This is a genomic window from Amycolatopsis sp. NPDC058340, from assembly GCF_042723975.1.
Classification (GTDB): domain Bacteria; phylum Actinomycetota; class Actinomycetes; order Mycobacteriales; family Pseudonocardiaceae; genus Amycolatopsis.
On sequence record NZ_JBHXIB010000004.1, the window covers coordinates 157,377 to 181,008 of the forward strand.

At 70.1% G+C, this 23,632-nt stretch carries 23 protein-coding genes; 13 read left to right on the forward strand and 10 right to left on the reverse strand.

Annotated elements, in window-relative coordinates; genetic code table 11:
* Together ACFWIW_RS07415 and ACFWIW_RS07420 are read right to left on the reverse strand one after the other, a co-directional pair.
* Positions 1 to 651, reverse strand: a complete 651-nt coding sequence (locus ACFWIW_RS07415; RefSeq protein ID WP_378367633.1) for a response regulator — start codon at positions 649 to 651, stop codon at positions 1 to 3.
* Positions 648 to 1,898 carry a sensor histidine kinase gene (locus ACFWIW_RS07420; protein ID WP_378367634.1) on the reverse strand — a complete coding sequence of 417 codons (1,251 nt, stop codon included), beginning with the start codon at positions 1,896 to 1,898 and terminating at the stop codon, positions 648 to 650. The genes ACFWIW_RS07415 and ACFWIW_RS07420 overlap by 4 nt, the downstream gene beginning before the upstream one ends.
* Positions 1,899 to 2,018: 120 nt before the next feature.
* Here ACFWIW_RS07420 and ACFWIW_RS07425 point away from each other — a divergent pair, with 120 nt between their 5' ends.
* From ACFWIW_RS07425 to ACFWIW_RS07440, 4 genes are read left to right on the forward strand one after another with little or no spacing between them, the layout of a single operon-like run.
* Entirely contained in the window at positions 2,019 to 2,792 is a 774-nt protein-coding gene (locus ACFWIW_RS07425; protein WP_378367635.1) for an ABC transporter ATP-binding protein, read from the forward strand.
* A complete protein-coding gene (locus ACFWIW_RS07430; RefSeq protein ID WP_378367636.1) occupies positions 2,777 to 4,348 on the forward strand; it encodes a hypothetical protein in 1,572 nt (523 codons plus the stop codon). Before ACFWIW_RS07425 ends, ACFWIW_RS07430 begins: the two co-directional genes overlap by 16 nt.
* Before the next feature lie 47 nt (positions 4,349 to 4,395).
* The gene (locus tag ACFWIW_RS07435) at positions 4,396 to 4,593 is read left to right on the forward strand and encodes a hypothetical protein (protein WP_378367637.1); all 198 of its coding nucleotides are present in this window, start codon (positions 4,396 to 4,398) and stop codon (positions 4,591 to 4,593) included.
* A complete protein-coding gene (locus ACFWIW_RS07440; RefSeq protein WP_378367638.1) occupies positions 4,593 to 5,942 on the forward strand; it encodes a DUF2252 domain-containing protein in 1,350 nt (449 codons plus the stop codon). Before ACFWIW_RS07435 ends, ACFWIW_RS07440 begins: the two co-directional genes overlap by 1 nt.
* A gap of 18 nt (positions 5,943 to 5,960) precedes the next feature.
* Here ACFWIW_RS07440 and ACFWIW_RS07445 read toward each other — a convergent pair whose 3' ends face one another.
* The 3 genes from ACFWIW_RS07445 to ACFWIW_RS07455 all read right to left on the reverse strand — a co-directional run bounded on the left by ACFWIW_RS07445 (position 5,961) and on the right by ACFWIW_RS07455 (position 10,803).
* On the reverse strand, positions 5,961 to 8,528 hold the full coding sequence (locus tag ACFWIW_RS07445; RefSeq protein ID WP_378367639.1) for an FtsX-like permease family protein: 2,568 nt from the start codon (positions 8,526 to 8,528) through the stop codon (positions 5,961 to 5,963).
* 4 nt (positions 8,529 to 8,532) lie between these two features.
* A complete protein-coding gene (locus ACFWIW_RS07450; protein ID WP_378367786.1) occupies positions 8,533 to 9,273 on the reverse strand; it encodes an ABC transporter ATP-binding protein in 741 nt (246 codons plus the stop codon).
* Positions 9,274 to 9,384: 111 nt separating this feature from the next.
* Positions 9,385 to 10,803: an amidase gene (locus ACFWIW_RS07455; protein WP_378367640.1), complete on the reverse strand. Its 1,419-nt coding sequence runs from the start codon at positions 10,801 to 10,803 to the stop codon at positions 9,385 to 9,387.
* 160 nt (positions 10,804 to 10,963) lie between these two features.
* On the opposite strand from ACFWIW_RS07455, the gene ACFWIW_RS07460 reads away from it, so the two are divergent.
* A complete protein-coding gene (locus tag ACFWIW_RS07460) occupies positions 10,964 to 12,283 on the forward strand; it encodes an MFS transporter (RefSeq protein WP_378367641.1) in 1,320 nt (439 codons plus the stop codon).
* On the forward strand, positions 12,280 to 12,831 hold the full coding sequence (locus ACFWIW_RS07465) for a nuclear transport factor 2 family protein (protein WP_378367642.1): 552 nt from the start codon (positions 12,280 to 12,282) through the stop codon (positions 12,829 to 12,831). Before ACFWIW_RS07460 ends, ACFWIW_RS07465 begins: the two co-directional genes overlap by 4 nt.
* A gap of 60 nt (positions 12,832 to 12,891) precedes the next feature.
* On the opposite strand, the gene ACFWIW_RS07470 is transcribed toward ACFWIW_RS07465, so the two are convergent.
* The 5 genes from ACFWIW_RS07470 to ACFWIW_RS07490 all read right to left on the reverse strand — a co-directional run bounded on the left by ACFWIW_RS07470 (position 12,892) and on the right by ACFWIW_RS07490 (position 17,088).
* Positions 12,892 to 13,533: a response regulator transcription factor gene (locus ACFWIW_RS07470; protein ID WP_240598318.1), complete on the reverse strand. Its 642-nt coding sequence runs from the start codon at positions 13,531 to 13,533 to the stop codon at positions 12,892 to 12,894.
* 10 nt (positions 13,534 to 13,543) lie between these two features.
* Positions 13,544 to 14,776, reverse strand: coding sequence for an amidase (locus tag ACFWIW_RS07475; protein WP_378367643.1), 1,233 nt, complete (start codon positions 14,774 to 14,776; stop codon positions 13,544 to 13,546).
* Complete coding sequence (locus tag ACFWIW_RS07480) at positions 14,773 to 15,033, reverse strand: hypothetical protein (protein ID WP_378367644.1); 261 nt, start codon at positions 15,031 to 15,033, stop codon at positions 14,773 to 14,775. The genes ACFWIW_RS07475 and ACFWIW_RS07480 overlap by 4 nt, the downstream gene beginning before the upstream one ends.
* Complete coding sequence (locus ACFWIW_RS07485) at positions 15,030 to 15,530, reverse strand: flavin reductase (protein WP_378367645.1); 501 nt, start codon at positions 15,528 to 15,530, stop codon at positions 15,030 to 15,032. Before ACFWIW_RS07485 ends, ACFWIW_RS07480 begins: the two co-directional genes overlap by 4 nt.
* Before the next feature lie 70 nt (positions 15,531 to 15,600).
* Positions 15,601 to 17,088: an ATP-binding protein gene (locus ACFWIW_RS07490; RefSeq protein ID WP_378367646.1), complete on the reverse strand. Its 1,488-nt coding sequence runs from the start codon at positions 17,086 to 17,088 to the stop codon at positions 15,601 to 15,603.
* Positions 17,089 to 17,247: 159 nt separating this feature from the next.
* Between ACFWIW_RS07490 and ACFWIW_RS07495 the strand changes: the two genes are divergently transcribed.
* The 7 genes from ACFWIW_RS07495 (at position 17,248) to ACFWIW_RS07525 (ending at position 23,607) form a co-directional block, all read left to right on the forward strand.
* The gene (locus ACFWIW_RS07495; RefSeq protein ID WP_378367647.1) at positions 17,248 to 18,387 is read left to right on the forward strand and encodes an acyl-CoA dehydrogenase family protein; all 1,140 of its coding nucleotides are present in this window, start codon (positions 17,248 to 17,250) and stop codon (positions 18,385 to 18,387) included.
* Between the two features lie 35 nt (positions 18,388 to 18,422).
* Entirely contained in the window at positions 18,423 to 18,794 is a 372-nt protein-coding gene (locus tag ACFWIW_RS07500) for a hypothetical protein (RefSeq protein ID WP_378367648.1), read from the forward strand.
* A 5-nt stretch (positions 18,795 to 18,799) separates the two neighbouring features.
* Complete coding sequence (locus ACFWIW_RS07505) at positions 18,800 to 20,095, forward strand: Rieske 2Fe-2S domain-containing protein (RefSeq protein ID WP_378367649.1); 1,296 nt, start codon at positions 18,800 to 18,802, stop codon at positions 20,093 to 20,095.
* On the forward strand, positions 20,088 to 20,582 hold the full coding sequence (locus ACFWIW_RS07510) for an aromatic-ring-hydroxylating dioxygenase subunit beta (RefSeq protein ID WP_378367650.1): 495 nt from the start codon (positions 20,088 to 20,090) through the stop codon (positions 20,580 to 20,582). The genes ACFWIW_RS07505 and ACFWIW_RS07510 overlap by 8 nt, the downstream gene beginning before the upstream one ends.
* Positions 20,579 to 21,328 (forward strand): SDR family NAD(P)-dependent oxidoreductase, encoded by a 750-nt coding sequence (locus ACFWIW_RS07515; protein WP_378367651.1) that lies wholly within the window; start codon positions 20,579 to 20,581, stop codon positions 21,326 to 21,328. Before ACFWIW_RS07510 ends, ACFWIW_RS07515 begins: the two co-directional genes overlap by 4 nt.
* A 15-nt stretch (positions 21,329 to 21,343) precedes the next feature.
* Positions 21,344 to 22,297: a PDR/VanB family oxidoreductase gene (locus ACFWIW_RS07520; protein ID WP_378367652.1), complete on the forward strand. Its 954-nt coding sequence runs from the start codon at positions 21,344 to 21,346 to the stop codon at positions 22,295 to 22,297.
* An 86-nt stretch (positions 22,298 to 22,383) separates the two neighbouring features.
* Entirely contained in the window at positions 22,384 to 23,607 is a 1,224-nt protein-coding gene (locus tag ACFWIW_RS07525) for a cytochrome P450 (RefSeq protein WP_378367653.1), read from the forward strand.
* Positions 23,608 to 23,632 lie beyond the last annotated feature (25 nt).

Here is a 23,632-nt window from a genome sequence, read left to right on the forward strand (position 1 = left end):
TCAAGGGCGGCCCGCCTCGTGCGCGACGATCGCGAGCTGGATCCGGTTGGTCAGATCGAGCCGGGTCAGCGCGCTGGAAACGGTCGCCTTGATGCTCGACCGGGAAAGATGCAGCCGTTCGGCGATCTCCGCGTTGCTCAGTCCCTCCGCGACGGCGTGCGCGACCTCACGTTCCCGCTCGGTCAGCAGGTCCATCCGGTTCCTCGCGGTTCCGCGATCCGGGCCCCGCCGCGCCGCCATCGCGATCACGGTCCGGGTCACCTCCGGCGACAGCACCGGTTCCCCGGCCGCCGCGCGCCGGACCGCCTCCACGATCTGCTCCGGCGGAGTGTGCTTCAACAGGAACCCCGCCGCGCCCGCGCGTAAGGCGGCGAGCACGGTCTCGTCGGCGTCGAAGGTCGTCAGGATGACAACGGCGGGGGCGTGCTCGCCCGTTCGCCCGGCGAGCGCGGCGGTGGCGGCGATCCCGTCGAGTACCGGCATCCGGACGTCCATCAGCACGACGTCCGGCCGCAGCCGGGTCACGGCGCCGGCGACGTCGGCACCGTCGGCCGCCTCACCGACGACCTCGACGTCGACCGCCCCACCCAGCATGAGCCCGAGTCCGCCGCGGACGAGGGGATCGTCGTCGACCACCAGAACCTTGATCACGACGCACACGGTATCCGGGCCCGGACGCGGAACTTCCCGTCACTGATCTCCCTGCTCAGTTCCCCGCCGTGCAGCGCGATCCGCTCGGCGAGCCCGATCAGTCCCGCGCCCGCGCCGGGGATCTCGCTCGTGGTGACGCCGATCGGCGCGGCGTTGGCCACCTGCACCAGCACCTCCCCCGTCGCCGACCCGCTCACCAGCACGTCGACGGCCGCGCCGGGAGCGTGTTTCCGGGCGTTCGTCAGTCCTTCTTGGACGATGCGGTAGATCGTGCGCTGCACCTGCGGTCGCAACTCCCCGAGCCCTTCGGCGAAATCGGCCCGCACCTGCTGTCCGCTGAGGCGGGCCTCGTCGACCAGTGCGGGCAGCCGCGCGACGGTGGGCTGCGGTGCCTCGCGGCCGTCCTCGCCGTCGGGTGGCTGACGCAGCAGGTCGAGCACCTCGCGCAGTTCGTCCAGCGCCTGATTGGCGTTGGACCGCACCACCGCCACGACGTCGCGGACCTCGGCCGCCGTAGGCTCCGGCGCGGCACCGCGTTCCGCCTGCGCCGTGCGGTACTCCAGCGCCCCGGCGTGCACCGCGAGCAGCGAGATCCGGTGCGCGAGGACGTCGTGCATCTCGCGCGCGATCCGCTGGCGTTCGGCCAGGCGGCTCTCCTCCAGTTCACGGCCGTGTGCCCGCCGCTCGGCGTCGGCACGCATCCGCAACGCCAGCACGACCTGACGGCGGGCGCGCACGCCGATCCCGGCCGTCACCACGAGCGCGGCCCCGAGCACCAGGCTGATCAGCCAGGGCAGGGGTTGTGTGGCCGCGCCGGGGAAGTACGCGTGGATGTACGGGACGCTGATCAGCACCGCCACCGACGTGATCGGCACCGCCGCCTTCCAGCCCCGGTGCAGGGCGAGGGAGAACAGCAGCAGGATCATCGCCGCCGCCGCGGTGTTCGCGAGCGCCCCGGCCGTCGCGGCCAGGACACCGCCCGTCACCGGGAACCGCCGTCGCCACCAGAGCGCCAGGCAGACCATCCCGCCGAGGACCGGGTCGGCCACCTGTGCCCAGCGCGGCAGCCCGAGCACGTCGGGAAGGACGAAATACCTGAACTCGAGAAACCAGACGAGGGCCGCGACCGCGAACATCGTCACGTCCACCGCCCAGTCGCGCGGGGTGCGCGCCCTCGACCATTCCCCCGGCTCGTCGGCACGGGCGAGCTCACCGGGCAGCATCCAGCGGTCCACCGTCACGGCCATCCTCGCAGTGTAGATACCGACAGACCGGACAAGTGGCCACGATCTTCCTGGTCACCCGGCCATCGAGTCGGTCCTGCCGTCCGAAGCGGCGCGCGTACCGCCGCGGTCATGGTGGAGCCCATGCTGAGCGAACCGGCGCCCGCGCTGCGACTCGACGGGCTGACCAAGGTGTTTTCCGGGAAGACCGCCGCCGACCACGTGGGGCTCACAGTGCCGCCCGGGTCGCTGACCGGGCTGGTCGGCCCGAACGGCGCGGGCAAGACCACCTCGCTGGCGATGGCCGTCGGGCTGCTGCGCCCCGATTCGGGGAACGCGCTGGTCCACGGGGTCGACGTCTGGGCGGAACCGGCGAGGGCCAAGACCATGCTCGGTGTCCTGCCCGACGGTCTCGCCCTGCCCGAACGCCTGACCGGCGCCGAGCTGCTGACCTACTGGGGACTGCTCCGGGGCATGGACGCCGCCGTCGTCCGGTCGCGGGCGGCCGAACTGCTGCGGATCCTCGAACTCGAAGAGGCCGAGGATCGCGGGGTGCTCGTCATCGAGTACTCGACCGGGATGCGGAAGAAGATCGGGCTGGCGACGGCACTGCTGCACGCGCCGAGGGTGCTCGTACTCGACGAACCGTTCGAGGCCGTCGACCCGGTTTCGGCGCGGGTGCTGCGGGCGATGCTGCTGCGGTTCGTCGCGGCAGGCGGCTCGATCGTCCTCTCGTCGCATGTGATGTCGCTGGTCGAGGACCTGTGCGATCGGGTGGCGATCATCGCGGACGGGAGGGTCGTGGCGAGCGGCACGCTGGCCGAGGTCCGAGGGGAATCGACGCTGGAAGACGTGTTCGTGCGGCTCGTCGGCGAGCGCTCGGTCGGCGAGGAGGACCTGCTGTGGTTGGCGACCTGATCCGGCTGAAACTCGCGATCCAGCGGCATACGCTCAGCTGGAAACGAGTGCTCGGCCTGTTCGCCGGGGTGCTGGCGGCCGCGGCGACCTGGGCGGCCGTGTTCCTCGCGGAACCGGCCTCCCGCCCCGACGTGCTGCTGCTCGTCCTGGCCTGCTGGACGGCGGGCTGGCTGGTCGGCCCCGTCCTCACCTCCGGCGCCGCGATGCTGCGCCCGGAGTACTTCACCCTGCTGCCGCTCGCGCGACGCGGGCTCGGCGCCGGACTGCTGGCGTCCGCGTTCGCCGGAGTCGGCGGTGCGGTGACCGCGATCGCGGCACTGGCGCTGATCCCGTACGCCGTCGTCACGGCGACCGGCGGGACCGCGATCGCCTCGGTCGCCGTGGCCCTCGTGGGCGCGGTGCTCCTGGTCGTGTTCGTGGTGGCGCTCTCCCGGACCGTCTACGCGTTGCTGGGCGCCGCGATGCGCACCCACCTCGGCGTGGAGCTCGCCGCGGTCCAGTACGGCCTGCTGCTGTCGTCGATGACGGCGGGCTGGGCCGTGGTGCGGCCGGTGCTGGACTCGATCCCGGTGTTCCTGCGCGACGGTTTCGGCACCGTCCCGGCCCGTGCGGCGCTGGAGTGGACGCCGTTCGGGCTTCCGCTGCGCGCCGTCGGCGAGATGGCGGCGGGACGGCCCTTGCCCGCGCTGGGCTCGCTCGCGCTGCTCGCCGGTGCGGCGGCGGCCGTGACGACGGCCGCGATCGCGTTGCTGACCCCGCATCTCGGCGCCCGCACCGCACGACGTCGTCGCCGTCCGCTCGGCAGCCGCGCCCGGATGCTCCCCGCGAACCCGCTCGGCGCCGTCGTCGGCAAGGAACTCCGTACCTGGTGGCGGGATCCGTGGCGGAGCCTGGAGGTCCGCTCGGCCATCTGGTTCGGGGTGTTCATCGCGATCTACGGCGCGATCGCCGGGGTACCCGAGCTCGCCGGGCTCGCCGGTGCCGCCGTCGCGCTCACGGTGGCGCTCAGCGGCGCGAACCTCTACGGCCAGGACGGGACCGCGCTTTGGCAGCTCGTGGTGGCCGAGAGCCCGGCGACGGTGCGTGCCGACGTCCGCGGACGGCAGATCGGCATCACCGTCCTCTTCGGACTGCCCGCCCTCGTCTTGTCCGCGGCGATGATGGCCGTGACGGGGATCTTCACCTACGCCGTGCCGATCCTCGCGGTGCTGATCGCGCTGCTCGGGGTCGGCTGCGGTACCGCCGTGGTGATGTCGGTGCTCGGTGCGACACCCGGCGTCGACCCGCATCGCCGCGTCAACGCCACGGACGCCGGCGAGAACACAGCCGGGATCTTCGCGGCGTTCCAGATCCAGCTGTGGGCGACCGCTCCGACGTCCGGGATGGCCGCGATGCTGACCTTCGCGGGTGATTCGCCACCGGACTGGTTCGGAGCGGCGACGCTCGCGGTGGCACTGGTCAACGCCGTCGCGGGAGCCTGGCTCGGGGGCGCCATCGCGACCCGGAGGCTGGCGACGCGGCTGCCCGAGACCTTCGCGAAACTCCGGCGGACCTGACCGATCGGGCGCAGTGCACCCACCGGCCCCGGTGAACGGGCGCTCCGATGCTCCTCACGCTCGCGGCGGGGATCGCCGTGTTCGGCGCCTTCGCGCCGCTGGACGCTCGTTTCCGCAAGATCTGCTCTGCCCGCCTGGTGGCCCGCGCGTCGCGAAAGTGGCTTTCGCGACGCGCCACGACCGTGGCACCGGATGTCGGTGAAGGACCGACCTGTGGCACCGTGAGCGACGTCTGGAGGTCGTGATGACAGGTGTGGTCGGGTTGATCCGCGAGCGAGGCGAAGACGAGCGTCAGGCGCGGATCGTCGAGGTACTGGTGGACGCCTTCGAAGACCTCATGCGCGCGGACGCCGACGCGTTCCGCCGCAAGTTCCGCAAGATGGCCGCCGCCCCGTTCGCCTTCTACCGGGGCTCGGCGTGCCTGTTCTACGCGGACATGGCGCACGAGGACGACCCCTGGGCGAACGCCGAGACCGGCCGGGTGTGGATCCAGGGCGATCTGCACGCCGAGAACTTCGGCAGCTACATGGATTCGTCGGGGACGCTGGTGTTCGACGTCAACGACTTCGACGAGGCCTACCTCGGCTGCTTCACCTGGGACCTCAAACGGCTGGCCGCCAGTGTCGCGCTGCTGGCATGGAGCAAGGCGATCTCCGACGACGACATCGAGACGCTGATCGGCACCTATCTGCGCGCCTACGTCAAACAGGTCCGCGAGTACGCCGAGCGCCCCGGCGACGAACTCGTCCGGCTCCAGCTGGACAGCACCGAGGGCGTCCTGCACAACGTGCTGCTCAGGGCCCGGCTCAAGACCCGGATCGACCTGCTGGACGAGCTGACCACCGTGGAGGATTACGACCGCAGGTTCCGGCACGGGCCGGGTGTCCGCGTCCTCGACCAGGCCGAACACGAGGTCGCGACCAGGGCCTTCGAGTCCTATTTGGACACCATCCCGGAGAACAAACGGTTCGGCAGTATCACCTACCGGGTCAAGGACATCGTCGGCCGGACCGGATTCGGCATCGGCTCCGCCGGGCTGCCCGCGTACAACATCCTCGTCGAAGGCCGGACCCAGGCACTCGAGAACGACGTCGTCCTCTCGATGAAACAAGGGAACGTCGCGGCGCCGAGCCGGATCGTGTCCGAAGAGCGCATCCGCGGCTACTTCACCAACGAGGGCCACCGCACCGCCGTCTCCCAGCGCGCGTTGCAGGCGCACGCGGACCCCTGGCTCGGGTACACGGAGATCGACGGGACCGGGTTCGTCGTCTCGGAGTTGTCGCCCTACGTGGACGACCTCGACTGGTCGGAGCTGACCGAACCGTCGGAGATGGGACCGGTCCTCGATTATCTCGGCCGCGCCACGGCGAAGATGCATTGTGTGTCCGATTCGGACTCCGAACAGACGCTGGTCGACTTCCAGAGCGAAGAGGCCATCGCCGGGGTCATCGGCGACCGGGAGGACGAGTTCGTCCGCACGCTGACCGAGTTCGGGATGGCCTACGCCGAGCAGTCGCGGGACGACCACCGGCTGTTCGTGGACGCCTTCCGCGGCGGGAAGATCCCCGCCGTCCGGCCTGCCGCCGAGGGCTGACCGGACGACGGGAACGCGCTACTCGCGGAGACCGATGGCCTCGATCGGCTTCGACCGCAGCGCCACGCGGGTGGCGAGCCCCAGCGAGACCAGCCCGAGCAGGATCGCCCCGGCGATGACGCCGCCGAAGACGGTGACCGTGCCCGACGGCAGCGGTGTCCCGCGCAGACCGAGGTTCAGCAGTATCAAGGGGATCCCCGCCACCACCGTGCCCAGCAGCGCCGCGACCCCGACCGTCGCCAGTGCTTCGAAGCGCATCATCCGCACCACCTGGCGTTTCGTGGTGCCGATCAGGCGGAGCAACGCGAACTCGCGCGAGCGCTGCGCCGTGCTCATCACCAGCGTGTTCGCCACCGAGATCACGACGTAGCCGAGGATCACCCCGACCGCGACCAGGTTCACGTAGAACTGGGCGTCCTGCTGCCCGTTCGCGGGCGCGGCCACCGCCGATCCCGGCGTCACGGCCAGACCCGGATAGCGGACCGCGAGCTCGTTCAGCGCGGCGGTCACGACGGCGGAATCCGCGTCGGGCTGCTGCCGCACCAGCACCGCATCGTCCAGCCGGTCCCCGGTGTGCGCCCTCGCGAGATCGGCGGGCAGCACGTAGCGGCCGAAAGCCTGGTCACGGGTGTAGGTGGCGACCAGCCGCAGCTTCGCCGGAGCGCCGTCACCGAAGAAGAACTCGACGTCGTCGCCGATCTTCTTCTCGTACCAGTCGGCTTCCGATTCGCTCATCGCCACGGTGTTCCCGGTCAGATCGGTGATCTTGCCCGACACGACACCCAGGTCGACGTTCCCGCGGATCTGCGCGCCGTCCAGTCCCTGCGCCGCGTACCGCTCGACGCGCAGCTTGTCCTGCTCCTGCACCGTGTTCAGCACCTCGGTGCGCACGACCGGGGTCGCGGCGGCGACACCGGGGACCCGCCGTGCCGCCCCGGCGACCTCCGGGGACAACCCGCCGGTGCCACTGGCGAGCACGTAGTCCGCCGTGGTCGACTCGACGGTCTCCTCCTGGCGCGCGGCGGCCGCCGAGGTCTGGCTGTAGAACATCGTGAGCGCGAACGAGACCGCCAGCATCACCGGCGTCACCGCGGCCGCCAGCCGTCGCGAGTTGGCCTGGCTGTTCGCGGCGGCCAGGTAGCCGCTGATCCGCGAAATCCGGTTCAGCACCGGGGCGATCAGGCTCGTCATGAGGGCGACCACCTTCGGGCCGAGCACGCCGAGCCCGATCACGATCATGAGCGACGCACCGCCCGAAGCCGCCAGCCCCGCCTCACCGCGCACGAAGATCGGGACCATCGACCCGCCGAGACCGGCCACCACCAGCGCGCAGCCGATGGCGACCCGCACCCGGCCGAGTTCGCGCCGCTCCACGGCGGCCTCGCCGAGTGCCTCCACCGGGCGGATCGACGACGGACGCCGCGAAGCCGACCAGGCGGCCAACCGCGCCGTGCCCAGCCCCAGTGCCAGCGCGGCGACGAGCGGGATCGGGCTGATCGCCAGTTCGAAGTCCGGCGGGATCACCCCGATGGCACCGAAGGCGTTCCTCAGGCCGAAGCCCACCGCCACCCCGAGGCCGCTGCCCAGTACCCCGGCGACCACCGCGACGATCATCGTCTCGGCGCCGATGAGCTTGCGGATCTGCTGCGGTGTCGCCGCGATCGCCCGCAGCAGGGCGAACTCCCGGCGGCGCTGGTTGATGACGAGGGCCAGGGTGCTGGCCACGACGAACACCGCGATGAGGAGCGCGAAGCCGCCGAACGAACCCGCGAGCGCCATCAGGAGCATCCGGGTCTGACTGACGTCGAGGAACTCGACCGTGCTGCGCTCGACCCCGGTCGCCACCGTCACCTCGTCGCCGACCGCGGCGCCGATCTTCTCGGCGAGATCGCCCGGCGTGACACCCGGCTCCGCCAGCACGCCGATCGCGTGTGCCTGTCCGGGGGTCCCGGCGAGTTCGACCGCCTTCTCCTGGGAGAAGAACAGCGCGGACTGCCGCGAGAGGCCGTCGCCCGTCTTCGGGGCGGCGATCCCGGAGACCCGGAACTCGACCGGTGCCGAGCGGACGGCGATCTTCACCCGCTGCCCGACCGAGACACCGCTCCGTGACGCCAGATCCGCGTCGAGGACCACCTCGTCGGCACCGGCGGGCGCGCTGCCGTCACGCAGCGAGAACGGCGCCAGCACGGCGGCGTCCCAGTTGTGCCCGAGTGACTGGCCGCCTTCCGGACCGGTCAGTGGCCGTCCGTCGGCGGTCACGACGGTGGCCGGGAAGCTCTGCTCCGCCACCACGCCACGGACCCCGGGCACCGCGGTGATCGCGCCGGTGAGCGTCACCGGCACCGACGCCTGCTCGGCGACCTGCTGACTGTCGAGCGCGCCGGTCCCGGGCGGATCGACCGTCTGCCCGCCGCCGACGACGACCGCCGCGCCGGCGTACCGCTGGGTGGGGACACCGGCGCGCAGACCGGATTCCATCAGGATGCCGCAACCGGCGACCAGCGCCGTCCCGCACAGGATCGCGACGAACGCGCCGACGAAACCGCTCAGGCGGGTCTTCGTCGTCTGCCAGGCCAAATCCCACATGACGTCACCACTCCCCGAGGTGGGTCATGCGCTCGGCGACCCGTTCCGGCGTCGGCGCCGGGAGGTGACCGGCCAGCTTGCCGTCGGCGAGGAACAGCACGCTGTGCGCGGCCGACGCCGCGACCGGGTCGTGGGTGACCATCAGCACGGTCTGCCCCATACCGTCCACAATGGAGCGAAGGAGATCGAGGACCTGTTTCGCGGTACGGGTGTCCAGTGCCCCGGTCGGCTCGTCGGCGAGGACGACCTCCGGCCGGGTGACCAGCGCGCGGGCGATCGCGACCCGCTGCTGCTGGCCACCGGACAGTTCCGACGGGCGGTGTTCGAGCCGCTTCGCGATCCCGACACCCTCGACGATCTCGCGCAGCCATTGCGGGTCCGGCTTCTTCCCGGCCAGCCGCATCGGCAGCGTGATGTTCTGCAGCACGTTCAGCGACGGCAGCAGGTTGTAGGCCTGGAAGACGAATCCGATGCGCGTCCTCCGCAGCTCGGTGAGCGCTTTCTCCCGCAGCCTGCTCAGTTCCGTGTCCCCCAGCAACACCCGGCCCGAGCTCGGTTTGTCCAGCCCGGCCGCGCAGTGCAGGAAGGTGCTCTTGCCCGAGCCCGACGGTCCCATCACCGCGGTGAAGGTGCCTCTGCGCACTTCGACGGTCACCCCGTTCAACGCCGTGACCGCGCCGTCGCCGGATCCGTAGACCTTGCTCACGGATTCCAGCGTCAAGGCGCACGTGCCCCCTGAATTCATCATTTCCCCTTAGCGATGGTGATCTCTTTCGCCAACCTACGGTCGGCGAGGGCCCGGATCGATCCCGCGTGAGGGAAGACTCGTGGTAGCGCTGGCACCACCACGAGCCGGTCAAGTCAGGGAAATCGGCGGCCGCCGAGCGGTGTGGCCGGTCGCCTTCTCCAACGCGTGCGCGATCCCGAGCGCGCGAAGGTCGGCGCGATGCGGCGTGACCACCTGGACCCCGACCGGCAGTCCCTCGCCGGTGAAACCCGCGGGGACGGCCGTGGCCGGGCATTCCGTGGCCGAGATCAGATAGGCCGCCCGCATCCAGTGCAGGTAGTCCTCCACTTCGGTACCGCCGACGGTCTTCGGGTACTCGAGTTCCGCGTCGAAGGGAAGCGCCTGGCTGGCGGGGAGGACGACGGCGTCCACTTCGGCGAAGAAGGCGCGGACGCGGTGGAAGAGTTCGGTGCGCAGCCGAGTGGCGTCGGCCACATCCGCTCCGGTGAGCGTGCGTCCTTTCGCGACGTTCCAGTGGATGGTCTGCTTGACCTTGTCCGGTTCACCGTCGACGAGATCACCGACGGACTGCGCGTAGTACAGGGCACGGAAGGTCCGGAAGACCTCCTCGGCCCCGGTCAGATCCGGGCAGCCCGAGACGACCTCCGCGCCGAGGCCGCGCAGCACGTCCACCTGGTCTTCCACGATCGCCGCGACCTCTGCGTCGACGGGCACCCGGCCGCCGAGATCGGCCGAGACCGCGATGCGCAGTCCGTCCAATCGGGTCGGCAATCCGGCCGTGAACACGCTGCCGGGTTCGGCCAGCGACAGCGGAGCGCGATCGTCCGGGCCCGCTTGGACGGACAACAACAGGGCCGTGTCGGCGACCGTGCGTCCCATCGGGCCTTGCACCCCAAGGGTGAACCAGGCGTCCTTCGCCGGCCAGGCCGGGACTCGGCCCGGGCTCGGACGGTGGCCGACGACGTTGCAGAACGAGGCGGGATTCCGCAGCGACCCGCCCATGTCGCTGCCGTCGGCCAGCGACGTCATCCCGGCCGCGAGCGCGGCGGCCGCTCCCCCGCTGGAACCACCGGCAGAGCGGTCCGGCGCGTAGGGATTGCGGGTCAGGCCGAACACCGGGTTGAAGGTGTGCGAACCCGCGCCGAACTCGGGAACGTTCGTCTTGCCGAAGACGATCGCTCCCGCGGCGCGCATCCGGGCGACGATCAGTTCGTCGGCGTCGGGCACGTTGTCCTCGAACGCGGGCGAGCCGAAGGTGGTGCGCATCCCGGCGGTCGCGTGGAGATCCTTCACGGCGAGCGGAAGCCCGTGCAGGGGTCCCAGCGACCGCCCCGCCGCCCGCGCTTCGTCGGCCGCCGCGGCGGCGGCCCGCGCGCCCTCCTCGTCGATGCTGACGACGGCGTTCAGCGCCGGGTTCAGCTTCGCCACGCGGTCGAGAGTGGCGTCGAGCAGCTCACGCGCCGACAACTCGCCGGAAGCCAGCAGCTCGGCCTGGGTGGTGGCGGACAGATCGTTGATCGCGCTCACGCGCGGACCTCCTCGACATCGGGGACAGGGTAGGGAAAACCTTCAGGCGGACAGCGGGTTCCTCCACTAGGCGCGGTACCTCGACCTTCCTACCTTGGGACGAACGTTGCCGGGAGGGGTGCAACGTCGACCGCCCGTCACCGTTCAAGGAAGAGCGCGCATGACAGCATCCACCGCTCCAGCCAAGACCACTTCGGCCCAGACCCGCAGGCTCGCGATCGGCGCGGGCGCCGGGACGTCGCTGGAGTTCTTCGACTTCTCCATCTACACGGTCGCCTCCGCACTGGTCTTCCCGAAGGTGTTCTTCTCCGGCGACACCGATCCCTGGTTCGCCTCGTTCATGAGCCTGGCGACCTACACGATCGGCTACGTCGTCGCACCGCTCGGTGCGATCGTGATGGGCTGGGTCGGCGACCGTTACGGCCGCCGCCGCGCCATGCTCATCACCTTCTACCTCATGGGCGCGGCCACCGTCCTGATGGGACTCTTGCCGGGTTACGCCACCATCGGGGTGGCGGCGCCGTTCCTGCTCGTCCTGCTGCGCCTGGTGCACGGCTTCTCCCGTGGCGGCGAGCTGGGCGGGGCGTCGGTGCTCGCCGTCGAGCATGCTCCACCGTCACGACGGGCGGCGTTCGGGGCTTTCGTCGCCTTGGGCTCACCGCTCGGCGCGCTGCTGGCGAACCTCGCCTTCGTGCTGATCTTCTACTTGCCGCAAGGGGTCGTCACCAGCTTGGGCTGGCGGATCCCGTTCATCGCGGGCGCGGTCGTCCTCGCCATCGGTGTCTGGGCGCGGCGGGCGCTCGAGGAATCACCCGTGTTCCACGAGCTCGCGGCCAGCAAACTGGACGAGAAGATCGTCAAACTGCCGATCTGGAACGTCATCCGCGACAACTGGGGCAGGCTGCTGCTCGCGGCGGGCGCGAACACCGGGCTCAACGGGGTCATGTTCGTCCTGGCCGGGTTCATGCTCTCCTACGCCGGCGGCCCCGCGCCGAAGGGCCTCGGCCTGGACATCCAGGACGTGCTGTGGTGCACGTTGCCCGGCCTCGCGCTGCACGCGGTGACGGTGGTGCTCGGTGCCCGGCTTTCGGACCGGCTCGGCCGCAAACCCGTGATGCTCGCGGCCTCCGTCGCGGTCCTGGCGTACATGTTCGTGCTGTTCCCGATCGCCGGTGTCGGCACGCTGACCGCCTGGGCGCTCGCCATCGCCGGTGGTTTCGCCCTCACCGGATTCCTGTTCGGCCCGCTGATCACCTACCTGACGGAGCTGTTCACCCCCGAGCAACGGCAGTCCGGCGCCGGGCTGGCGTACCAGATCGGCGCGGTACTCGGCGGTGGCCTCGCGCCGTCGATGGCGAACCGGCTCATCGAGTGGACCGGTACCTCGATGTCGGTCGGCTACTACCTCGCGGGCGGGATGGCCCTGACCGTCGTCTGCCTGCTGGCCCTTCCCGAAACCGCCCCTGTGAGGACCCGATGAACGACGAACTCACCGAGCTCCGGCGCCGCGTCGAGGTGCTGGAGGCCGAGGCCGAGATCCGCCGCGTCCAGGCCCGGTACATGTTCCTCTGCGACACGCCGTGCCCGGAGTACGGCGTCACCGACGACGACCGGCGCATCGATCTGATCCTGGAGCTGTACGCCGAGGACGCCGTCTGGGAAGGCGTCGGCGAGCACTACGACGGACAGTTCGGCCGTGCGGTGGGCAAGGACCGGATCCGGGCGCATTTCGCCAGGTTCTGGGGTGAGAAACGGGACCCGGCACTGGTCCTCAACGCGCACTACCTGACCTCGGAGCAGATCCACGTCGACGGCGACCGGGCCGACGGGCAGTGGATCCACGTCCAGCCGTGGCTGTACGCCGACGGGACGGGGCTGCTGCGATCGAGCAGGCTCAACAACGCGTTCCGGTGTCAGGACGGCCGTTGGCTCATCACCCGCACGCGGACCGAGAACGTCTTCATCGCTCCGCTGCCCGCGGGTTTCGCTTCGGACTTCCCGGCGACTTCGGTGCTGATGGCGCGCTGAGCCCTCGTGAGTGGTAAGGACGGTTCTAACCGTCCTTACCACTCACGAGGCCGGCGGGACCTAAACGGTGACTTGGTGCTGAAGGACATCGCGCACCAGCGTGCCGAGGCTGTCCGACTCGGTCTTGGCCTTGATCCGGGCCCGGTGCACGTCGACGGTCTTCACGCTCGTGCCGAGCCGTCGCGCGATCAGCTGGCTGGGCAGACCGTCGATCACCAGCCGGAGCACCTCCCGCTCGCGCGGGGTCAGCGTCGCGATCCGCTCGGTGACGGCTTTGCGGCAGGCGGCCTCGGCGAACCGTTCCGCCGCGACCACCAGCTGCGCCTGGACGACCTCCAGCATCCGCTGCGGCTCGTATGGCTTCTCGAGGAAGTCCACGGCGCCCAGCCGGAGCGCCCGCACCGACATCGGGATGTCGCCGTGTGCGGAACAGAAGATCACCGGCGCCGGGAATTCGCGGGCGACCAGCTTCTCCTGCAGTTGCAAGCCGCTGAGCCCCGGCATCCGGACGTCGATGATCAGCACGCTCGGCTCGTCGGGGTCGAACTCCTCCAGGAACGTCGGCCCGTCCGGGTAGACGAGCGCCTGGATGCCGACACTCTCCAGCAGGAACACCAGGGATTGGCGGATGGCCTCGTCGTCGTCGACGATGTAGACCACCGGCGACGTCTCGCCGCCGGACGCGGAATCGGTGGTGACCATGGAGAGCTCCTTACCATGAATCCCCGGCGAGCACCCGCTCCGCCCAGCACGCGTGCCCGAGCAGTTCGTCCTCCCCGCCGTGACGGCCGACGAGTTGCAGACCCAATGGCAGGCCCGCCGCGTCGGTGAATCCGGGCAGGGCGACCACGGGCAGCCCGAGCGCCTGCCAGCCCCGGCTCAGCACCGGGTTCCCGGTCGCCTCCAGTCCGCGCGGCGCCGCGCCGGGCGCGGCCGGGCCGAGCACGACGTCGTAGGCGTCGAACACCTCGGCCACCCGGACGGAGCCGTCGGCGATGGTGGCGCGGGCGGTTTCGTACTTGTCGGCCGAGGTCGCGGCACCGGCCTGGAGCAGCTGCGCCAAGGGAGCGCTCAGTCGCTCGGCCACGGCGAGTTCGGCGGCCCTTTCCCGCGCCGCCTCGTAAGCCATCACGACGGGATGCGCGGCCGTGAGCCCGGCCATCAGCCGTTCGTCGCGGAACGGCTCGACGGTGGCCCCGGCTTCCTGCAGGCGCTTCGCCGCGTGCGTCAGCGCCTGCCGCATCGGTGCTTCGACGACGTCGAGCGCATCGGCGGACCACACCAGGATCCGCGGCGGACGCCGGTCCGGACCGGGATCGCCGGTCAGTGCCGACCACGCGATCGCGAGGTCGGCGACAGTGGCCGCGAAGACGCCGTGGCTGTCCAGGCTCGGGCTCAGCCCCGTCACACCGGTGACCGGATACCGGCCGTGGCTCATGACCAGCGACGCGACCCCGCAGTACGACGCCGGTCTCGTGACCGATCCGGCGGTCTGCGAGCCCAGCGCCAGCGGTACCTGCCCGGACGCGACAGCGGCGGCCGATCCGCTGGACGAGCCGCCCGGGGTATGACCGGGGGCCGCCGGATTCCGGGTCGGGCCGGGGGCGAAGAACGCGAACTCGGTGGTGACCGTCTTCCCGAGCGGGACGACGCCGGCCGCGCGCCACGCGGTCACGATCGCTGCGTCCGAGGCCGCCGGAGCGGCTTCCGCGCGCAGCGCCGAACCGCACCGGGTGGGCACACCCGCCAGATCGATGATGTCCTTGACCCCGAGAGGCACGCCCGCGCCCGGCGGGAAGCCCGTCCGGTCGACCCAGGCGCGCAGGTCCGCGTCCGTCTCGGCGATCCGGGCCAGTGCGCGCTTCCAAGCGGCCTCCGGAGTGGTCCGCCCCTGCCGCAGGTCCTGGACGAGTTCCCGCAGCGACCACGGGCGCGCGAGCTTCACTCGTCCTCCCAGGCGGCATCCGCTTCCCAATAGTCCACGCCGCCGGCGCTGACCGCGTGCCGCCATTCCGACGTACGCCGCAGCCGGGGCTCGACCCGTGCAGTCACCTCGTCGGCGGCGTCCGGACCGTCGGCCGGGGCCTGCCAGTGGACCCAGTTCAGCTCACGGCCCTCGGCGTCGTGCACGAACAGATCCACATGACGCCAGCCGTACCCGTGGTTGTCGTTGTAACACATCAACGTGGTGCGCTCGCTCATGGCGCGATCCGGTGGAACTCGCGCCGGAAGTAGGCGAGGCCCCCGGCGTCCTCGTCGACGAAGATGTCCTCGACCTCGACGAAGAGCACCGTGTGCGTGCCCTGCGTGAACTCCGCGCCGACTCCCCCGATGAGGACGGCGGCCGCGTCGCGCACCACCGGGATGCGGAACCGGTCGTGATCCCAGACGTCGAACCGGAACCGGTCGAGCATCGGCACGTCCGTCGCACCGGCGAACTGCAAGGCGAGGTCCTCGTGCTGGGAGGCGAGGACGTTGATGGCCATCCTGCCGTTGGTGCGGAAGATGTCGTGCGTGTAGCTCGACTGGTTGACGCAGACCAGCAGGGTCGGCGGTGAGTCGGTGACCGAGCAGACCGCGCTCACCGTGATGCCGGCGCGGCCGCTGACGCCGTCGGTGGTGACGATGTTGACAGCCGTCGAAAGGTTCGCCATCGCCGCGCGAAACCGTCGCTGGGTCGTGGTCAGCTCATCGGGCATACCTCGACGCTAGAGCCGGGGCCGAAACGGGCGATATCCCGAGTTCCACCGCGCCGCCTGAGGATTTCCCTTACGTGGCCAGCGGCAGCGCGAACCCGAACCGCGAGCCGCCACCGTCCCGCCGCTCGGCCCAGATGCTTCCGTGCTGCCGGGTGATGATGCGATGGCTCAGCGCCAGCCCGATCCCGCTGCCACCGGGTTTGCTGGTGAAAGACTCGGCGAACGGATCCCTGGCGACGCCGCGCCCGTGATCGTCGACGGTCAGGACGCCGACCCCTTCCTTGGCCCGGGTGCCCACGGTGATCCGCCGCCGCACCGGTTCGCATTCGGTGGTCTCGTCGATCGCGTTGAGGCACAGGTTCATCACCACCTGCCCGGTGAGGACCCGTTCGCACCGCACCAGCACCGGCGCCGGATCGAGCCGGACCTCGACGGCGACGGAGTTCGGCGCGGCGCTCAGCTCGATGAAGTACAGGCATTCCCGGACGATCTCGTTCAGGTCGACCACCTGCTCCACCTGTTCCAGATGCCCGACGAAGGAGCGCAGTGAGCCGACGATGTCCTTGGCCCGGTCGATCTGGCGGGCGACGCTGTCGAGGCCGTAACCCATCTGCTCACGGACGTCACCGCCGCCCGCGATCGTGGCGGCGCGCGCCCGGATGCCCGCGATGAAGTTCGCGGCGGCGGCCAGCGGCTGGCCGAGTTCGTGCGCGATCGCCATCGCCATGTCCCCCATGGCGTTGTAGCGCGCCAGATAGTTCTCGTGCCGCAGTTCCAGCTCTCGCCGCGCTTCGCCGCGGACGCGCTCGGACACGTCGTGCAGGATCATCAGATACGCGTCGACCTCGGACTCGGAAAGCCGTTCCAGGCTCCCTTCCAGCCACGTCGGGCTCTCCCCGGGCAGCTCCAGCTGCACCGGCCCGACCGGATCGGCGCCGGCGACCACCTCGGCCCAGCGCACCGGACGGCCGCCCAGGTACAGCCGCGCGTACGCGGTCAGCGGCTCGCCTGCCAGCCGATCGTCGTCGCCGGTCAGGCCGAGGAAGGCCAGCGCGCTGTCCGTGGCGAACCGCACCGCCCCGGCTGCGTCGAGCATGAACGCCACGGTCGCGGTGTGCCGCGCCAGCGCGTCGACGTACGACGTCGTCAGCTTCAGCTCGCGTTCGATCTCCTCCGCGCGCTGGATGTCGCGGAACTGGACCATCACCGCGGGCCCGCGTTCCAGCTCGACCCGGATGGCGACCGCGTCGGTGGGGATGACCCGGCCGGATTTGCTCCGGTAGTGCCACACGATCCGGCTCGAACCGTGTTCCACCGCCGCCTGGAGCCACGCCCGGCCGATCACCCGGTCGTACTGCTGGGCGGAGCTGCTCATGTGGTTGGCCTTGAGCGGGCGCAGCTCGGAAACGCTGAATTCGAGCATCTCGCACGCGGCGGGGTTGGCCCACAGGATGTTCTTGGTCGCCGCGTCGTGGACGAGCACGCAGACCTTCGAGGCGTTCATCATCGCCACGAAGTCGCCGGTGGCCAGCTCAGGCGCGATCGGGTCGACCTCCACGGCCTCAGCATAGGAGTTCGCCGCCGGGCCCTCCGGTAAGGATTTCCCCTACCCCTCTGCGTGGGAATCCCCGGCCGACGGCAGGCAATGACCAATGGCCACCCGCGGCGGTGATCCCTAGCGTCGGAGACATCTTCCCTACGACGCGAGGAGCGCCCGATGGCCCAGATCCAGGAGAGCCCGGCCGTGACACTCGACGATGTCCTGGCCGAACTCCTCGAACGCCGTCAGGAGTTCCGCGACCAGCGGTATGTCTCGCGCGACTTCGTCGGCAGGCTCAAGGCGGCGGGCGTCTACCGGTCCGCGACCCCCGAACGGTTCGGCGGCAGGCCACTGCCCCCGGCCGAATTCCTGCGGATGGTGGAGCGGATCTCCGTCGTCGACGGATCCACCGGGTGGGTCGCGAGTTTCGGCTCCGCACTGGTGTATCTCGCTGCGCTGCCCGTCGAGACGCAGGCCGAGCTCTACGCCGCCGGCCCGGACGTGTGCTTCGCCGGTGGTCTCTTCCCCGTGCAGCGGGCCGAGCCCACCGCGTCCGGTTTCCTGGTCGACGGGCGCTGGAAATTCGCGAGCGGGTGCATGGGCGCGGACGTCCTGGGCGTCGGCATCCCCGGCGACGACACGACCGCCGGCAAGCCTCGCACCGCGCTGCTGCGGCCCGAGCAGGTCGAGATCATCCAGGAGTGGGACGTCGTCGGGATGAAGGGCACCGGTTCCTTCGACCTGGTCGTCGACAAGGTCGAGGTGCCCCGCGAGTGGACGTTCATCCGCGGTGGTGAACCCACCATCGACGAGCCGTTGTACCGCTACCCCACCCTCGCTTACGCCTCCCAGGTGCTGGCGATCGTCGGCGCGGGGGTCGCCCGCGCGGCGCTCGACTTCGCGACCGAGGTCGGCAGCGGCCGCTCGGGGGTCACGGGCGCGCCGAAACTCGCCGACCGCGCCTACTACCGGACGGGTCTCGCCGAAGCCGAAGCGACGATGCGTTCGGCGCGGGCGTACTTCTACGAGGTCACCGACGAGGCGTGGCGGACCGTGCTGGACGGCGATCCAGTGGCGCCGCACCAGAACGCCCATCTCCGGCTGGCCTCGACCCATCTCGCGAAGACGGCCGCCGAGACCGTCAACCGGGTCATCGGCCTGTCCGGGACGGGCGCCATCGCCAACGACCATCCGCTGCAGTGGCTGCTCGGCGACGCCCTCGTCCCGCAGCAGCACGCGTTCCTGGGCCCGGCCATGTACGACGCCGCGGGTGCCGTGCTGATGGGCCATCCGCCCACCGTTCCCGGCTTCCAGTGACCCACCACCGACCGACGAGGAGTTGGACCACCACCATGAGCGACACCCCGCTGCGTGTGCTGTTCTGCATCGGTATCAACCAGAACTTCTTCGACCTGCCGGAAGGCGGCGTCGCCGCCGGCGACGTCTGGACCGCGTTCGTCGCGCTGATGGACGGCATCAAGGGCCTGCCCGGCGTGGATTTCATCGGCGACATCGACGACGACTCGCATATGGTCGGCCCGTCCGACGGGTGGCCGTGGACGTGTTACCTGCTCTGCGACGTCGACACGCAGGAAACCGTCAGGCAGGCGTGCGACTTCCTGCGCTCAACGCCGGTCGGTGACAGCCCGTGGAAGCTGTGGAAGTACGCCAAGATCGAAGCGCGTATCGGCCGCGCCCTCACTCCGCGCGAATACCGGGGCTGATCGCGATGACCGAATTCACCGCCGCCACCGTGCACGATCTGCCGCCCGCGGACCTCGTCTTGGGCGACCGGGTCGCCGGCCGGATGTACACCGACCCCGCGATCTTCGACCAGGAGATGACGAAGATCTTCGAGCGGTCCTGGATCTGGGTCGCCCACGAATCGGAACTGCCCAAGGCCGGCAGCTTCAAATCGACCCACGTCGGACGGCATCCGGTCATCGTCACCAAGGACCGCAAGGGCGAGATCCGCACGCTCGTGAACCGCTGCCGCCACCGGGGCGCGTCGCTCTGTGAGAAGAAGACCGGCCACGCCAACGGGTTCACCTGCCCGTACCACGCCTGGTCCTACGGGCTGGACGGCAAACTCCGCGGTATCCCGTACCCCGACGGGTACGAGGGTGTCATGGACAAGGCCGATCTCGGGCTGAAGACCCTGCGCACCGAGTCCTACGGCGGGATGATCTTCGCGACCCTGAACGCCGAGGCCGAGCCGCTGGCCGATTTCCTCGGCGACGTCAAACTGTGGATCGATCGCTTCATGGGGCAGGGTGGCGGCTACCCGGTGAAGGTGCTCGGCACCCATCGGTTCACTTACCGCGGCAACTGGAAGATCCAGCTGGAGAACACCACCGACGGGTACCACTTCCCCATCGTGCACCGCTCCTGGATGGCCTCGGTCGACGCCGAGACCGCCGAGATGATGTCGTTCATGACCGATCCGACGGCGGTCACGCACGATCTGGGGAACGGCCACTCGGTGATGCAGATGGTCCCCGAACATTCCGATCTGGCCGCGGACGACGGCAGCGAGCCCCTCCAGCCGCGGTTCGACGGACTGGTCGCCCAGCTGGAAGCCGCCGGAGCGGACGAAGCCGAGGTCCGGAGGCTCGTCCGTGCCGTGCACGGCACCGGGTTCAACCTCAACCTGTTCCCCAACGTGTCGATGTCGATCTCGTTCTTCCGGGTACTGCGGCCGATCAGTGTCGACGAGACCGTCATCGAGCACGTCGCCCTAGGCAGCGACGGCCCGGCCGAAATCGTCGGGCCGGTCAACCGGGAACGACTGCGCGCCCACGAGCATTTCCAGGGTCCGTTCGGTTTCGGCACGCCGGACGACTCCGAAGGCTGGGACCGGGTGCAGCGCGGTGCCCAGGGCGCACCCGAAATGCCGATCATGGTCAACCGCGGTCTTGGGCGCGAGAAGCCGTCCGCCGAGGGCTGGCCGACCAGCCATGTCACCGACGAGACCGGGATGCGGGCGGCGTACGCCCAATGGAAGCGGATGATGAGCGATGACTGAGACCCTCACCGATCCGCGCGTGGTCCGCGCGATCGAGCTGGCCTGGCGCGAGGCCGCGCTGCTGGACGCCAAGCACTACGAGGCCTGGCAAGGGCTTTACGCCGACGACGCGATGTACATCATCCCGATCGAACGCGACGCCGAAGACTTCGGCGACGTCCTCAACATGGTCCACGACGACGCCCGGATGCGCGCGCTGCGCGTGCGGCGGATGACCGAGGGCTACGCGATCGCCGCGGTGGACTCGGCGATCACCGTGCGGACCGTCTCGCGTTTCGTCCCCACCGACGTCGGCGACCGGTCGGTCACGCTCAAGGCCGCACAGATCATCGTGGCGTACAAACGCGGCCGTCACGACCTCTGGGCCGCGGACGTCGATTACGTCGTCCGCCTCGGCGCCAGTGGCGACGAAGACCGCTTCGCCCGCAAGGTCGTCCGGCTGGTCGACGCCGACGAAGCCGTTCCCGCCGCGGGATTCCTGCTGTGAGCGGCAACGCGCCGGTCGCCGTGGTCACCGGCGGGGCGACCGGGCTCGGCGAGCAGATCGCGCGGCGACTGCACGGCGGTGGCCACCGGGTGGCGATCGCCGACCTCGACGAGGCCGCCGCGAAACGGCTCGCGACCGAATTGGACCGGACCGGGGCGCACGCACAGAGCTACCGTGTCGACGTCGCGAGCCGTCCCGAGATCGATCAGTTGCTCGCGTCGGTGCTCGGCGATTTCGGCGGGGTCCAGGTGCTGGTCAACAACGCCGCCCGCACCCAGGCACGGCCGTTGCTGGAGATCACGCCGCAGGAGCTCGACGAGGTGATGGCGGTGAACTTCAACGGCACCTTCCACGCCTGTCAGCTGTTCGGCGCGCATATGGCCGAAGCCGGGTACGGCCGGATCGTCAACCTGGCGTCGCTGGCCGGGCAGAACGGCGGCACCTCGACCGGCGGGCATTACGCCTCCTCCAAGGGCGCGATCCTGACGGCGACCAAGGTGTTCGCCCGCGAGCTCGCCGCACGCGGGGTCACGGTGAACGCGGTCTCCCCCGGACCGCAGGACAGCCCCATGGTCCACCGGATCGTCGGTGAGGAGAACCTCGCGAAGCTGACGGCCGGTATCCCGGTCGGACGGCTGGGCAGCATGACGTTCATCGCCGAGATGGTGGCGCTGCTCGCCTCCCCCGAAGCCGCCTCCGTCACCGGCGCCTGCTGGGACGCGAACGGCGGCCTGTTCATGCGCTGACCTGGAGGCACCGAGATGACGAACGTCCTCTTCCGCGTCGTCGAAATCACCGAGGAGACACCGGAAATCCGTACCCTGCGGCTGGTGCGGCAGGACGACGAGCCGCTGCGCGTCCGTTACCGGGCGGGGGCGCACGTCGACGTGGTCGGCCCGACGGGGGTGCTGCGGCAGTATTCGCTCTGCGGCGCCCCCGACGATCCGCGGTCGATCCTGATCGCGGTCAAACGGGAGCCGGACTCGCGCGGTGGATCCGTGGCGATGCACCAGGTCTCGGTCGGCGATCACCTCAAGATCAGCGAGCCGCGCAATCTGCTCGCCGTCGCCGAAGACGCGGACCGGCACGTCCTCGTCGCCGGTGGCATCGGCATCACGCCGCTGCTCTCGATGGCCTACGAGCTCTACACCTGGGGCAGTGAATTCGAGCTGCACTACTTCGCCCGCTCGCGGGAAACCGCGGCGTTCGTGGAGCTTCTGGAAGAACGGGTCGAGTTCGCCGACCGCGTCCGGCCGCATTTCGGCGTCCCGCACGGCGAACATCCCGCCGTTCTGCGGACGATCGCCGAGGGCCTGACACCGTCGGCCCACGTCTACACCTGTGGCCCCGACGGTTTCATGCGGCAGGTCGGCGACGTGCTCGGCCGAGTCGTCGGCGCGGATCACGTGCATGTCGAGCATTTCGAAGCCGCCGAGGTGGACACGTCGGCCGACCGGCCGCTCACCGTCGAACTCGACACCGGCGAGGAATTCGAGGTGCCGGCCGGGAAATCGATCCTGGCGGTACTCGAAGCCAACGGCATCGAGGTGTTCAAGTCGTGCGAGGAAGGCATTTGCGGCTCGTGCGTGTCCGGCGTGCTCGAAGGCACGCCGGACCATCGGGACAACTGCCTGACCGCGGCCGACCGCGAAGGCCAAATGGCACTTTGCGTCTCACGCGCGCTCACCGACCGGCTCGTCATCGAGCTGTACTGAGCGACCACCGTTTGGCGAATAGCCGGACGGCGGGCGGCGCTGGCACGCTGGACCCGGTCCGCTCCGCCGAGAAAGGGTGATCCCCGGTGACGCGTCCCCTGGTTCTGGACCCGAACGGCCAAGACATCCACGCCGAGAACGAACGACTGCGCGAACATGGCCCGATCACCCAGGTCGAATTGCCGGGCGGTGTGGTGGCCTGGTCGGTGACGGGATACGAACTCCTGCGCGATCTGCTCAGCGACCCCCGTGTGTCCAAGGACGCCCGGCAGCACTGGCCTGCGCTGGCCGACGTCAGCGCGGACTGGCCGTTGCTGGTGTGGGTCTCCGTGCGGAACATGTTCACCGCTTACGGGGCCGACCACAAACGGCTCCGCTCGCTCGTCACGCAGGCCTTCACGGCACGCAGGATCGCCACGCTGGAGCCATGGATCACCCGGATCGTCACCGATCTGCTGGATGGGCTCGCCGCCCTGCCCGCGAACGAACCCATCGACCTGCGTGAGAACTTCGCCTATCCGGTACCCATCGAAGTGATCTGCCACCTGTTCGGCGTCCCGGACTCGGCCCGCGGCTGGCTTCGGCACTCGGTCGACGTCTTCTTCCGGACTTCGGCGAGCCAGGAGGCGATGCTGGCCGCCTACCAGGACATCCACTCGATCTTCACCGAACTCGTCGCCGCCAGACGGGAGAACCCCGGCGAGGATCTCACCACCGCGCTCATCGCCGCACAGGCCGACGGCGCCCGGCTCGACGAAACCGAACTGATCGACACCCTCATCCTGTTCATCTCCGCAGGCCATGAAACCACCGTGAATCTCCTCGACCAGGCCATCACCGCGCTGCTGACCCATCCCGATCAGCTCGCCCTGCTCCGCGCCGGACGGGTCTCCTGGGCCGACGCGATCGAGGAAACCTTGCGGTGGCAGGCACCCGTGGCGAACCTGCCGTTGCGCTACGCCGTCGAGGACATCGCCGTCGCCGGCGTGGTCATCCGGAAGGGCGACGCGATTCTGGCGGGCTACGCCGCCGCCGGACGAGACCCGGCAGTGCACGGGCACGACGCCGGCGCGTTCGACGTCACGCGCACGGACAAGGCACACATCGCTTTCGGGTTCGGAGCCCACTTCTGCATCGGCGCGCCGCTGGCCCGGCTCGAGGCGGCGATCGCCCTTCCGGCACTGTTCGAGCGCTTCCCGGACATGACCCTCGCGACCGCACCGGAGGCGCTGCGGCATCTCGACTCGTTCATCTCCAACGGACACCGCTCGCTGCCTGTGCTGCTGAAGGGGCCGGAGTCAGCCGGGTAGCACCTCCGGCGCCCGTGTCGCGAAA

Bases quoted from the DNA above. Each gene is read 5' to 3' on its own strand.
- ACFWIW_RS07420 (WP_378367634.1), bottom strand. From the start codon at position 1,898: ATGGCCGTGACGGTGGACCGCTGGATGCTGCCCGGTGAGCTCGCCCGT.
- ACFWIW_RS07425 (WP_378367635.1), top strand. From the start codon at position 2,019: ATGCTGAGCGAACCGGCGCCCGCGCTGCGACTCGACGGGCTGACCAAG.
- ACFWIW_RS07435 (WP_378367637.1), top strand. From the start codon at position 4,396: ATGCTCCTCACGCTCGCGGCGGGGATCGCCGTGTTCGGCGCCTTCGCG.
- ACFWIW_RS07440 (WP_378367638.1), top strand. From the start codon at position 4,593: ATGACAGGTGTGGTCGGGTTGATCCGCGAGCGAGGCGAAGACGAGCGT.
- ACFWIW_RS07445 (WP_378367639.1), bottom strand. From the start codon at position 8,528: ATGTGGGATTTGGCCTGGCAGACGACGAAGACCCGCCTGAGCGGTTTC.
- ACFWIW_RS07450 (WP_378367786.1), bottom strand. From the start codon at position 9,273: ATGAATTCAGGGGGCACGTGCGCCTTGACGCTGGAATCCGTGAGCAAG.
- ACFWIW_RS07460 (WP_378367641.1), top strand. From the start codon at position 10,964: ATGACAGCATCCACCGCTCCAGCCAAGACCACTTCGGCCCAGACCCGC.
- ACFWIW_RS07465 (WP_378367642.1), top strand. From the start codon at position 12,280: ATGAACGACGAACTCACCGAGCTCCGGCGCCGCGTCGAGGTGCTGGAG.
- ACFWIW_RS07470 (WP_240598318.1), bottom strand. From the start codon at position 13,533: ATGGTCACCACCGATTCCGCGTCCGGCGGCGAGACGTCGCCGGTGGTC.
- ACFWIW_RS07480 (WP_378367644.1), bottom strand. From the start codon at position 15,033: ATGAGCGAGCGCACCACGTTGATGTGTTACAACGACAACCACGGGTAC.
- ACFWIW_RS07485 (WP_378367645.1), bottom strand. From the start codon at position 15,530: ATGCCCGATGAGCTGACCACGACCCAGCGACGGTTTCGCGCGGCGATG.
- ACFWIW_RS07495 (WP_378367647.1), top strand. From the start codon at position 17,248: ATGGCCCAGATCCAGGAGAGCCCGGCCGTGACACTCGACGATGTCCTG.
- ACFWIW_RS07500 (WP_378367648.1), top strand. From the start codon at position 18,423: ATGAGCGACACCCCGCTGCGTGTGCTGTTCTGCATCGGTATCAACCAG.
- ACFWIW_RS07505 (WP_378367649.1), top strand. From the start codon at position 18,800: ATGACCGAATTCACCGCCGCCACCGTGCACGATCTGCCGCCCGCGGAC.
- ACFWIW_RS07510 (WP_378367650.1), top strand. From the start codon at position 20,088: ATGACTGAGACCCTCACCGATCCGCGCGTGGTCCGCGCGATCGAGCTG.
- ACFWIW_RS07520 (WP_378367652.1), top strand. From the start codon at position 21,344: ATGACGAACGTCCTCTTCCGCGTCGTCGAAATCACCGAGGAGACACCG.